We start from the raw sequence: 12238 nt of genomic DNA, 5'->3' as shown, positions 1-12238 counted from the left end.
TGTGCCGGGATAGATCTTCCGAGAAGATCTGTCACCAGTCTATGACGTCACTCCGGTGAATCTGTGAAAATTGGCAGGCGCGGGCGCGGCGGCCGTACAACGCGAAATGAAGGCCGCCGCGCAGCCAGCCCGGGACAGCGGGCAGCAGGAAACGCATGGTGGCCAGATTACTAACTATGAGTGAAACTGTTGAGATTAGTCACGACCACCTCGAAGTATTAGCTGAAGAAGCCGAGATGTCGCTCGATGCGATCGACGACCCAGACTGGCACGACACAATCGGTGAGAACGTTGAAAGCGCTATCAACGCCGCTCACGAAGCAATGTCTTCGACCGAAAACACGAGCGACCGCATCGAAGGCTCTGAAAACGACGTGTTCCGATATGAGGACTGGAAACAGGGTGATCCATGCCCGGACTGCGGTGAGACGATGCTGTACGCCGTGCAGGCATCTGGTGAAAAATACGAATCCGACCGTGGTGATTTCCAGTATATGGATCATTCGTACTACCTTGAATGGCTGAAAGTCACATGCAGTAACTGTGATACCGTTCTTTTCGATCACCCCGCAATGAACCTTCTCGACTAACCATGCCTCGTGATTATACTGAAACAGACGAATTTGAAGAAGAGCTCGGAAACTGCCCAGAATGCAATGGGACGCTCACTGCTGCTGATGTATTCGAGTCCGACGGTAACGGGTCCGGGTGGCTGCCAATCGAATGCCAAAACTGCGATTGGAAAGGCCGTGAAGACTGGTCACTCAACCGTACTGTTCGCCTCGAATAACCACACCAACTATGCCACACACTAGCCTTGGAATCACGACTGAACGTACTGACATCGAATCACCTGCCGATCTGGAAGCCGAACTACGAGACGTGCTTGCTGATGCCGACAACGATCTCGTCGACGCATTATCATTCCACACCGGAGGTGAACACAAAGACTGGAATAACGACGGTTGCCCGGAGTGTGGAAGTCATCGACTCAGCGTCATGGAACCTCGTGAACTCATCTACCACATCGAAAACAATGAGTGGGAATTCGTCGAACAAGGAGACGTCACAGGACCAACTCTCAGCGTGTTCTGCATCAACTGTGACACGCATCTCAAAGATCACGTTGCAAGTGACCTGCTTCCCTACTACTGACAATGTCCGGGATTAAGCTGGCGTGTCCGCATTGCGGAGCACCGACGAGTGAAGGTTGGGAAGACATCGAAGACAAACCGAGCGAAGAGTGGGACTCACACTTCATCGCAGTGACGTGCGAATGTGAAGAAACATACGAGATTGTGTTTTCTGCTTCGGATATCTTGTTTTGGGATGAGGAAGGTGAACCTCAGTACGCCTTGTCGCAGTGCGTGGAACGCAAAAATTAGGATTACCGGGTGTCCAGTCGTCACTCTGGGATGTCGCCGCATCGATAGCCGCAGGTATCGATGCGGGGCGGTTCGGTTACCTCGTGCCTGCGGTTGCGGGCCGTGGTGACCGAACCGCAGGAGCGAGGGGCGCGCTCAAGCGATGCAGGGTGCGAGCGCGCCGCCGTGCCACGACTCGGATAGACGACGTCTGGGATGGGCTAGGTGTGCGCATCGCGGAGTCCAACTATGGTTGCTGACCATCGCGTAACATGCATCGAGGCGTATTGGCTAGAAAGCAAACTCGAGATTGACGAGGACGGTGAGCCGGCGACGGTAGATCGGTCGGTGGTGGAGAGTGTTGAGGGGACAACGTTCAGCTGGGAGTATTACTGCCGGTGCGGTGAGGAGTTTCCGCATGTTGATGCGGCGCGTAAACATCTTCGAGAAGTGGGGGAAATCCCGGATTCAGTCCCGATGTTCGATACGTGTGAGTTCAGTAATGATGTTGAAGATGCGGTATCAGTAGATGTGACACCTCGGCAGGCGGCGTATCTGGCGAATGTGCTTGCTGAGGCTGAGTCACCGCGGTGTGTTGATGCAGTGATGTTGTTTGAGTTGTTCGAGGATGTCGCGTGTGCGACGAGCCCTGAGTGAGGATTGTGGGAATTCCGCGCTACCAGTGTGACTGGTCAGGGTGACTGGGTGGTCACGAATAGTAGTCTTTTTACCGCATGACTACCTACACCAGTAATGTAGTCACGCGATGCCTCGAACACACCCCACAACAACAATCACCCACGACGGCAAAAGCTACACAATCAACTTCGAGTGGGCGCTCGAATGCAAACACTGCGGGCACATCACCCGTACTACCTCAGAACAAGACCGCGTCACCTGCGGAAACTGCAATCGCAAAAACACGCGCGATCAAATCGCCGGGAAGTACTTTGAGGAATACCTCAAGTACAGTCTCTTCTCCGGGGATGAAGACACAGTCAACACTGTCACTGAAACCCTCCAAGCAAAAGCTGAAAAGTACGAAGCAATGGAGGCGAACGACTGGGTGTTCGACTGCACGACCGCGTCCAGTCACATCGCTATGCACAAAGGCGATGTGCCTGCGCAAGAGATCACCGCCTAACCAGACCACAACGAACCACACAACCATGACAACACTCCCAACGACAACCATCGAACATGACGGTGCCGAGTTTTCAATCAGTTACGAGCGCTGCTTCATTTGCGGCGACTGCGGTGAAACTTGGGAATCCCGCAGCGCAGGCGACGATGACAGCCTTGACAAGCAAAACCGAACTTGCCCGAGTTGCGGAGCAACCACTGGGCACACTTACAAAAAGCGCGTTAGCTACTACACCAAGTACGATACCATCCCGGTGAAAGACCCGCCACTCGATATCCAGACACACGCCGACGCTGTCCGAAACTTCGCACAGAAACTCGAAGCCCTCGAAGCAAACAACTGGGAAATGACTCAGTCCGACGGAGTCCACTTCTACCTCGAGAAAACCATCACCGAATCAACTGACTCCCCACACAAAGTAAACGACGATCTAGAGTAGTCTGAAGCTTTTCCCCATCCCACCTCTAATCATGTAATATGGTCGGAGGTGACGAAACTGATGTGCAAGAGTCGCCTACCGCAAACGAGTCGGCGACACTCGCTACAGCGTCACATCCAACACCAAACCCGCATACAGCGAAACACGAGATTACAGAGACAACAGCAGCTGTTCTTGACAAATACACGCACTTCGGAGCAATTCTCCCAACTGCAAGCATCAGTCTTGTCAGCTTCCACGTCGTTATCACACTTTTCGCAGGGTACGTCTATCTCGGTCAACTATTCCTTTTCCCAGTGGGTGTGACTACTAGCCTTGCTTTTGCCACGATTCTCATCACAATCACCAGGAATGACGTCGACGAAGCCTCCCGGTGCGACATTGAGAGTTTCCCGGGTGTCGAATCAATCATCAACGTGGTGAGTACTGCAATGGATATCCACACTCCCACGGTGGTTGTATACGACCATTCTAAACGGCACGCAAAAATCGTCCCACTACTCACGCACTTCCATGATGCTCTCCACATAACGACACCACTCCTCAAAAATCTCTCTTCAAATGAACTCACTGCGATTATCGCACATGAACTTGCTCATATCAAAAACAACGACCAATATTACCGGCCATACGCTGCGATTGCCGAATTCTCTGGAATGCTCACTGCGGTTCTCATCTTCATCACCGCCATTTCACACCTTCTCGGAATTCCACTGATCAACTCATACCCATACCCGACGTCTGCGACTTTTCTTCACGTCCTCGTTGGTATCGTCGCTGGTGTTATCTGGCACAGTAGTCACGGCGTCGCCGGGAAATACCGACAGACCTCAGAATTCACTGCCGACGCAACAGCACTCAAATATGTGACTCCCGAACAACTCTACATCGCGCTGCTCAAATTAAACCCGAACAATCCAAGCCTTGAAATTGACTCAGAGTACGCTGATTTTGGTGCTGATTATCCTCCACTCCGCAATCGACTTGCTCATATCCGCACACATGGGTATTCACCACCTCGAGGACTCCACAAACTCGTACACGAGCACTTCACCACTGACAACAGGCAACCTGAAGAAACACCCGCTGAACCAGACTAGAATCGCGGTTTAAGAGTCGGTGCGGCGCGCTCGGTCACGGGAAAGTGAAGAGCGCGCCGCTGGCAGTGCCGCCATACTATGAACACCCCACTCTTCGGAACATTGGTGAACTACAATGTCAACACGATCTCACGCTGATACGGACGCAACGAATCTGTACCCACACGAAGCAATGCTGTTCCGCAGTATCGTCGAGCTCGCATATCAAATAGAAGACCGCGATCACGCGGGACTAAAATCACTGCTTGAACACCTGGACCACCAGTTCGAGGCAATCAGCACTCATAGCGGTAACACTCCCGTAGAACCGGATGCAGAAGACGCTGATCCGAACGTCGAACTATTAGCATGTGACCCGTGGACTGAACATGGCGTTAGTAGTGAACGAACTCCGATCACGGGTTATCAAAAATGCATCCGCATCCCAGAAACGCTCATTGAACCGGTTCGAGACCCAGTAGCTACCGCCGCAGACGACATCGCTAGTCATTATTATGCAAGTGGTCGAGAACCCGAACAGCAACTCATTGATAACCGCATCATCCCACTCCTGTTCGATAGCGAAAATCAAACTGCTGGCATCAACTACCAGTAACAAACTCCTTGAAGTGTTCTTATGTCGCAATCACCAACTAGGAATGCCGTGTTCGTAGATCCACACACGTTAGACACCGCACGATACCCATCGGTCACTCCTGACGAGAAATTATCGAAGCCTGTCGCAGGGTTTGAGCACGTCCCATTCACAATCGAACACGTCCGCACAGTCAATGAATTCCTTGACCGTGTATATCGTCTCTATCGAGGTCGTGCCGATAAAATTGAGATGGATGACACGGGCGTCGCTAAAATCAACGACACCGGTCAGGCAGTGTTTGACACAGATGAGAACCCGGATGTGATGGACTTCTGGGATCACACAACGACGCTGTACCAGGTCACGGCAGCATCACGGCTAACAGACCGCCATGCGCTGGATTTGTCTATTCCAGAAGCCCCCGAACTTCGTGGTGTGGATGAAACACCGGTACTCTCATTCGATGTTCGATATCGACCGCCGGAAGAACTCCGGGTCACATGCGAATACCGTGTCCTATCAACTGCACCAACTGCCTACACTCTGTTTGATGAAACAATTGATGAATGGGTGACACAGCCCGCAGAAGCTTGGTGGGATGGCCTATATGAGCACATTATTGAAACACTCGTCACCGAAGGGGCATATTCTCGTGCAGCAGCTGCCGGGTTCGCGTACTACTTTTTCCCGCCACTCCGTGCCACAGCGGGTGATGATATAATCACACAACAACAAAAGAACGTGACTGGGCCTCTTGACCCGAACATCAAAGATGACATCGAATACATCCTCACTGAAGGGATTCCCAGTTAATTCACCGTGCTGAGTCGGACCACAGCAACCGATACGCTTCTCGAGAACAGAGTGAAGACCGCTCACTCAGACAGGAGCGCCCGTGCCAGAATCCGAATTCTGACTGAGAACACAGTATCTTGAATAAAACACTAACATTAACACTTCATAGATGACTCAAGCTGACCGCGTCAAAGAGATTGCTGCACAGATGCTCCGAGATGAGCTCAACGGGTTTGTCTCTGGACGATACGACGATTGGCAGTCACGTACCGTGTTTGAAGTAGGTGACCAAATACGCGTTCGATGTGTATTCACCAACGATGAAGAATTAGTGCCGAGTGACGTCAATGACTACATCTGGCTTGTTCGGGATGTCACAACAATTGAGTTAGGAATTGAACAAGGTCCGACGCCAACCACTGGGGGGACAGCGATCGTTGAATGTGATGTAGTGGAAAAAGTGTCCGAAGAAAAAGTTCGTCTTGGACACCCGAAAATCATCGAATTTGAGTTGAGTGATGCAACGGTTGACGACCTCAAAACTCGCATTTGACGGCTTTGCGGGCCGTCAACGACAGAGCGTGTTGCTTATTGGTAGGATTACCGTTCAACGCCGCGTTCGACCTGTTCAAGTACGATTTCAACACGGCGGTCTGAAAGGAATTCTTTCTGTGCCCGGTCAATGTGCGGAGTGAGGTCACGGCCACGGCCTTCCGGGCAGGAGTGAGCCGTGGTGGATGCAACCTCGTAGAGTTCTTCGAGGTCGGCTTCAGCGATATACATGCGCTGGGCAGTGTCAACATCTTGGGTTACCCAGTCGTCGTATTCGTTTTGCAGTTTCTCACAGTAGATGCGTGCTTTTGCTTCCGCAGTGATGTTGTCACGCGCGTTGATTTCGGCGGTGACTTGGGAATCCACGGTGTCGAAGACGTGGTTTGGGATCCACGGGTAGTATTGGATGAGGAGTTCTCGCAGGTTGGCGACTTGGTGAGCAGTAGCAGTGCCAGCATGGTTGATAGCCTCCTCGAATTCTGCTGGGGGGTTAGTATGGTCGAAATCGTCCCGGTTAGCGAGCACTACTTTTGCTTCAAGGTTAGCGAGTGACGTGACGGCCTGGTTTTGGTTCATGTGTTATCTCCTATAGGTATTTGAGCACGATCCTGAGTTCGATGGTCCAAGTCCGATTCGTGCTTGACATTAACCACTCTCTTACCCATTACCTTTACATCAGCGATAACATGGTTGGCCAAGTGTGAATGGGGTGTTCACGCGTGAGAAATCTGCGGTCTTGTCTGATTGCCTGAAAATCCGTGATATAGTTTATCATAGCGCTACCGTCGGGCGATTTTGCGTGACCGACAAATAGTAACCGGCAAGTATTGCATATGAATTATTCCGGTAGTTTATAAGCGTAGCAAACAAACGTTGAATACACTCATGGGGGACACAGTCCGGGAGCTTCTAGAGCGCCGTGCCGAAATCCTAGAAGCAGTCTCAACGAGTTACAAAACAAAACCTGAAATAACCGACGAGACATCAAAATCACGCTCAACAGTCAACCGTGCCATCAACGAACTGCTCGAAGAGGGGCTCATCATAGAGCAACAAAGCGCCTACAAAGCCACCCAAACAGCATCTCACTTCTGCCTCGCACACAACAACTACCAATCCCACATCGACGCGATCGCTAACGCAGAACCAGTCCTCAACGATATCAAAGAAAACGAATTCCTCCCAGACGAAGTCCTCCGTGGCGCGAAAATTCAACCTCCAACACCAGAAATGCCAGCACGCGCTGCCCAACCCTTCGCTGACATCATCAAAACCAACGACCACACCCATGTGCGAGGCACACGCCCCGTCACTCTCGGTATGTACAACCACCTCTTCCAAGACTACATTATCGAAGGCCGACTGACATCCGAGACAATCTTCAATCCAACAATCCTCGAGACGTTAGAACAAGACTTTAGTGAGAAACTGGAAAAAATCGTTAACAGTGGCCGGTTCACTGGGTACATGCACGACGATCTCCCATCGTACACAATCGCTATTTTCACTTCAGACGAAAACAGCTGCGTCGGCATCCTCACACACGATACGAATAAAATGGGAGCAAGTCTCATCAACTACTCGCCTGAAGCAGTTGCCTGGGCGCATAACCGCGTTGATGAACTCATCGAAGAAGCTGAACTCTCCTACGAGCCTCCGGATCAAGAAGCTGAACCGGTCAACTGCTCACCTTAACTCTTCTCAGCACACCAATAACACGGCAGTTCCCGCGCATTTCCTCATGTGCCGCCGCGCCGGCCGTCACAACTAACGGCCGGCGCGGCGCTCTATCCTGATTCTACGGCCCATAAATCAGGGAGTAGTGCGCGGCACGCCGTGTCACAATGAACTGGCGGCGTGCCGCTAGTACCCTAATTCGCTACTTCAACCAACACAATGGGGACTCCGGTAGCCGCTTCAATAGTTCATATGTCAGAACAACCTGTGACAGTTGAAGTCGAATATGACGTACAGAACGAAAGTCAAACTAACCAATGGGTGCGTTCTCAATTAACAGCGCTTGAAGCAAAAAACGACGTAGTGAAACATGAAATTCCAATCACTGCGACAATTCACCGAGTCGGCGTGTGGCGAGGGCGCCCTGAAGACCGTCCAGACAACGGTCATGAAGCCGGACTCCTAGATGGAGGGGGACTCTGAACTATGACCAGCGAAGATCATCAGACGGAACTTGAGTATACACCATTGGAAGATCATTTCTGTGATGGATATATTGTCTACGATGACACCACTGAACTCTCCGTTCCTATCGATGCAGCTGGTCGAACACAGCTGGTGACACGAAGCGGTGAATGTGAAATTTGTGGTCGGTCTCTTAGAGTCACGTTCGAAGTCTCAGCAACAATGCAAACCGTAACAGATGCAGGAACTGATACTGTTCTTCATACCTACTAATAATGCAAGAGAATGATCCTAACACAGTGTGCGTGGAACTGCGGCGCGAGCTTGCAGATGAGCTCGTTGAAATACTTGAGCATGAAATCCAAACTGCTGAGGAGTACCACAGTACTGAGCAAATCTTCGATGAAGTAACTACCCAACTTCGCACCGCCCTCTCCAAGCAAACAAAATGAGTTGACCTGTCCCCTGCTCAGATTTCTCGTAGCAATGGAAAAGGAAATCATGGAAATCAGCCAACATCGCAGGACAGTTCACGTGATTTCACGATATTTGAGATTCTAAACAAACCCATTTCTGTCGTGACTCCCATGAAATCACCCAAAAACACGTAGCAAACTACCCGGGTTTATACTGCTACCGCTAATACAGTCACCTGCATCAATGTCGTCGCAAACCTCTACTTCGCAATCACAGCCCCGCACCTCAGCTAACTCCTCCTCTAAAGACACAAACACGCCGGACACGGACGAAAAACTCGCCCATCTCCGCGACTATCTTCTCGACGAAATCACAGATGGGGAACAATATATCAAAGGGAAATTCATTGCAGATGACGTCGGTCTTTCTGCGAAAGAAATTGGGCAACTTCTCCTTCGACTCCAAGACGAATGCTCTACGCTTGAAGTCGAAAAATGGTCATACACAAGCGCCACAACATGGCGTATCGCCCGTTCAGATACAGGAAATCAGAACCAAGAGCAAACAATTCCTGCCTGAATTGACATCCTCCCCGCCCTGAAGGGCGAGGATTTCCGACCGCCGTTGGGATATTGTGGTTTACGACACTACCTGTTCTTGGGCGCGCTGGGACTACAGAGCGGTGCAAGCGCGCCCAGAACCAGTACAGTACCCGAAACAGCAAACATAATCCGCTACCACTTACTTATGTCAGATTCATCATTTTCACCACGGCCACGGACACCGGAAACCACACGACCATCATTAGGTGTGAGTGCCTATCCAACAACGCCGCCACGGAATGCAGCAGTGCTTGATCAGGAATTCCGTGACATTCTCACAACGATCGGTGCAGTATTCTACGCTGCACGGCGCCGATCATATCTCCCTGGTGACATGGGATACAAAACCCATGGTCCACACACTGTTGATGATGTGATCACAGCAACCGAAAGACTCGGGTTCGAAAATCTGCATCGAGGACAGTCACGAGTTGTATTCCGTGTCCCAGATGCGTACACACTTCGACCGGTCGTGGTGAAATTCCCGCTTGCACACTCTACCGAGGTATGGACAGACGGCATCGTCCAAAACCACAACGAAGCACGACGTCTCGAATTCACACCTCATCCGGATGTAATGGAGTCGTATCTTGCACCCGTGTTCGACTATCATCCTGCGTACGCTTGGCTCATCCAGTTAGAAGGCGAAACGTATTCACGTGATTCCGATGATTCTGAGTGTGGGATGCGAGCGGCGAGTCGTATCCAACAAGGTTTACTTGACCATGGCCTGCCCGGATACCAGTTAGATACAAGCCGCGAGAATATTGCGAGCTTCGGTGAGGAAAATCTGATTATTGACTACGGATGGTGGGAAATGTATGATAACACGCGATCGTATATGCAACTCCAACGTGATGCACATAGTGCTTTCACCACTCTAGCTCACAGTATCGGTAATACCGTTGCGGACACTCAACGCTTCCCTGAAGAAATTACACTCCCAGAATCCAAACCACAATATCGCGGTGATGCTGCATGACATATCACGTCGCTGGGCCTGATGAAGCACCAACAGCGGTAGATCTGTTCGCTGGGATTGGTGGTGCCTCGTTTGGGATGCAGACAGTTGGGTACTACGTTCATGCTGGATTCGACCTTGATGGTGTTGCGTCATGGGCATATCAGAAACAAATCCCGGACGCGATGGGTATTCAACACGATTGTTCGGAGCCAGCACCAGAGAAAATTGAGCACAATGTTGATTTGGTATTCGCCGGGCCACCGTGCCAGGGGTTTTCCAGCGCGCAAGGCGAGATTACAACGGACGATGCTCGGAATTCACTTGCATTCAGTGTTATTGACTGGGTGGATAAACTCGCTCCAAAAGCAGTAGTTATTGAGAATGTCCTCGGATTGCAGGCACTTCACACGCCGTTACACACCGAGTTAGAGGCTAAACTAGCAAGTGCTGCTGACGGATATCGAGTATCTACAATCACACTAGATGCGCGAGATTATGGGGTTCCACAGCGTCGAGAACGGGTGTTCATCTGCGCAACACGAACTGATCTTCCACGGGTCTCACAGTGGGAACCACCGCAAAGTCATGCTGCAAAGCCAATGAAAACGCTCACTGGTGAGCGTCTCGAGGGGTATGCTGACGCAGAATCCGCGATTGGCGACCTCCCCCCTGCGTTACCGCCACAACAGCGGTTCGTACGGAACAGCGGGCCGAATGCGCCAGTCAGCGTGGATGATCAGAAAATCGCGCCGCATTCCCTTCCCGAACAGATGCATGTCGGTGAAAAGGATGAGACCGTATGGATGCCACCGAACCATATTCGCGCTGATCACGGTGTGAGTACACGGAAACGCATGGCGAAAATGGAGTATGGGCACTCTGGGACGTCTGTCACGGAACGCCGCCTTGACCCAGATCAAGCAGCACCAACGATGACAGTGTCAAACGGGACGCCACCAGTCCATTACAAAGGACCAACGCCACCATACCCTGATGGCGTACCGGATACCCCATCGACCCGTCGGTTAACTGTCCGTGAAGTGGCGCGTCTTCAAACATTCCCGGATCACATTGCGATGGTCGGCGGGAAAACACGGCAATTCCGACAGGTAGGAAACGCAGTCCCGCCGCTGTTAGCAGCGCATGTCACTGCGCATCTCGGGAACGAAGTAATCATCCCCGTATTTGAGAGTTCAACCTCATCCGAACAGACTCAATCAGCGCCTGCATCACACTAAGTGATCACCAATGACACAGTCACACCAATCACCACCAAAAAACTCGACGCAACGGACACACACGTACAGTCAGAATCCTGGAAAGACAGATTCAGAGATCACTCGGACAATCCACCTCCCTTCAGCTGGGATTCCGACAGCAAATCACAATGCAGTCCGTGAAATCCTTGACAGAGACCATGACTCCGGGCTCATCGTAGATATTCGTCATCAAGAAAATAGCTGTAAACCTCCGACAGAACCACTGAAATTTGACATCGAACCGTACACGGGGTTATATCATCCACCAGACGATGTTATCTTCGGACTGCGCTGTCGAACAGAATCTCTCCAGGACATTGGGGATACATTCCACTTGTCTGTAATTGGGGCTAACGAAGAAAAAGTAGACATATCAAGTTACGAATTATCGGCGCTACTAATGAAATTCAACTACAAACTCATCGAAGGACCGCCACAACGTCTCGACTGGGATATCGCAGAACACCCACCGACGAGTGCGCACTTCGCGGTTAATTCGCCACGAGTCGCAAACGACCGATTCAAACAAACCTACGGTGGGGACTCATGTGTCGTTGAGTCAATCACTGCTGGTGCTGACTCAGAAATCCTCTCTGTGAACACACTGGAGGGAATCTTCCCGGTCTGCGAATACGACGGAGTACTCAACATGGAAGGAGATGCACTCATTTACGACACAACAACTGAGACAAATAATGGAATGCACCGTATTCATGCAGTCCCTGGGGCTCCCGGTGGTGTGTTTCGGGATGAACCAGATGTGTTCGCACGCCGATTAGAACTCGGGCAATTCATCCCAGCAAACCGAGCTGATCCAGCAGTCGGCGTTGACGCCACCTCACTCACCGAAACAACGAAATCGGAACACTCGAAAAAGTAGTCA

General features: G+C 51.2%; 17 protein-coding genes. 16 read left to right on the top strand and 1 reads right to left on the bottom strand.

The window, feature by feature from the left end:
• Positions 1-176: 176 nt before the first annotated feature.
• The 9 genes from QYL91_RS16750 (at position 177) to QYL91_RS16710 (ending at position 5972) form a co-directional block, all read left to right on the top strand.
• Complete coding sequence (locus tag QYL91_RS16750; protein ID WP_302084035.1) at positions 177-590, top strand: hypothetical protein; 414 nt, start codon at positions 177-179, stop codon at positions 588-590.
• 211 nt (positions 591-801) lie between these two features.
• The gene (locus QYL91_RS16745; RefSeq protein WP_302084033.1) at positions 802-1155 is read left to right on the top strand and encodes a hypothetical protein; all 354 of its coding nucleotides are present in this window, start codon (positions 802-804) and stop codon (positions 1153-1155) included.
• Positions 1156-1613: 458 nt separating this feature from the next.
• Positions 1614-2021, top strand: a complete 408-nt coding sequence (locus QYL91_RS16740; RefSeq protein ID WP_302084032.1) for a hypothetical protein — start codon at positions 1614-1616, stop codon at positions 2019-2021.
• A gap of 109 nt (positions 2022-2130) precedes the next feature.
• Positions 2131-2508: a hypothetical protein gene (locus QYL91_RS16735; protein ID WP_302084030.1), complete on the top strand. Its 378-nt coding sequence runs from the start codon at positions 2131-2133 to the stop codon at positions 2506-2508.
• A gap of 25 nt (positions 2509-2533) precedes the next feature.
• Entirely contained in the window at positions 2534-2947 is a 414-nt protein-coding gene (locus QYL91_RS16730) for an FmdB family zinc ribbon protein (protein WP_302084028.1), read from the top strand.
• A gap of 38 nt (positions 2948-2985) precedes the next feature.
• The gene (locus QYL91_RS16725; protein WP_302084026.1) at positions 2986-4047 is read left to right on the top strand and encodes a M48 family metallopeptidase; all 1062 of its coding nucleotides are present in this window, start codon (positions 2986-2988) and stop codon (positions 4045-4047) included.
• A 115-nt stretch (positions 4048-4162) separates the two neighbouring features.
• Positions 4163-4642, top strand: coding sequence for a hypothetical protein (locus QYL91_RS16720; RefSeq protein WP_302084024.1), 480 nt, complete (start codon positions 4163-4165; stop codon positions 4640-4642).
• A gap of 48 nt (positions 4643-4690) precedes the next feature.
• The gene (locus QYL91_RS16715; RefSeq protein ID WP_302084022.1) at positions 4691-5437 is read left to right on the top strand and encodes a hypothetical protein; all 747 of its coding nucleotides are present in this window, start codon (positions 4691-4693) and stop codon (positions 5435-5437) included.
• A 151-nt stretch (positions 5438-5588) separates the two neighbouring features.
• On the top strand, positions 5589-5972 hold the full coding sequence (locus QYL91_RS16710) for a hypothetical protein (protein ID WP_302084020.1): 384 nt from the start codon (positions 5589-5591) through the stop codon (positions 5970-5972).
• A 47-nt stretch (positions 5973-6019) separates the two neighbouring features.
• Here QYL91_RS16710 and QYL91_RS16705 read toward each other — a convergent pair whose 3' ends face one another.
• Complete coding sequence (locus QYL91_RS16705; RefSeq protein WP_302084018.1) at positions 6020-6547, bottom strand: hypothetical protein; 528 nt, start codon at positions 6545-6547, stop codon at positions 6020-6022.
• Positions 6548-6856: 309 nt separating this feature from the next.
• Here QYL91_RS16705 and QYL91_RS16700 point away from each other — a divergent pair, with 309 nt between their 5' ends.
• From QYL91_RS16700 to QYL91_RS16670, 7 genes are all read left to right on the top strand, one after another.
• The gene (locus QYL91_RS16700; protein WP_302084016.1) at positions 6857-7666 is read left to right on the top strand and encodes a helix-turn-helix transcriptional regulator; all 810 of its coding nucleotides are present in this window, start codon (positions 6857-6859) and stop codon (positions 7664-7666) included.
• Positions 7667-8134: 468 nt separating this feature from the next.
• Entirely contained in the window at positions 8135-8386 is a 252-nt protein-coding gene (locus QYL91_RS16695) for a hypothetical protein (RefSeq protein WP_302084014.1), read from the top strand.
• Between the two features lie 2 nt (positions 8387-8388).
• Positions 8389-8565, top strand: a complete 177-nt coding sequence (locus tag QYL91_RS16690) for a hypothetical protein (RefSeq protein WP_302084011.1) — start codon at positions 8389-8391, stop codon at positions 8563-8565.
• Between the two features lie 208 nt (positions 8566-8773).
• On the top strand, positions 8774-9109 hold the full coding sequence (locus QYL91_RS16685) for a DUF7123 family protein (protein WP_302084009.1): 336 nt from the start codon (positions 8774-8776) through the stop codon (positions 9107-9109).
• 357 nt (positions 9110-9466) lie between these two features.
• A complete protein-coding gene (locus QYL91_RS16680; protein WP_302084007.1) occupies positions 9467-10114 on the top strand; it encodes a hypothetical protein in 648 nt (215 codons plus the stop codon).
• Positions 10111-11334, top strand: coding sequence for a DNA cytosine methyltransferase (locus QYL91_RS16675; protein WP_302084005.1), 1224 nt, complete (start codon positions 10111-10113; stop codon positions 11332-11334). The genes QYL91_RS16680 and QYL91_RS16675 overlap by 4 nt, the downstream gene beginning before the upstream one ends.
• A gap of 421 nt (positions 11335-11755) precedes the next feature.
• Positions 11756-12235 (top strand): hypothetical protein, encoded by a 480-nt coding sequence (locus tag QYL91_RS16670; protein WP_302084002.1) that lies wholly within the window; start codon positions 11756-11758, stop codon positions 12233-12235.
• The last annotated feature ends 3 nt before the right edge of the window (positions 12236-12238 follow it).

Origin of the sequence: Salinibaculum rarum (genome assembly GCF_030505615.1) — an archaeon.
Lineage (GTDB): Archaea > Halobacteriota > Halobacteria > Halobacteriales > Haloarculaceae > Salinibaculum > Salinibaculum rarum.
Note: the sequence above shows the minus strand (reverse complement) of the source record. Positions and strands in the feature narration are given on the sequence as shown.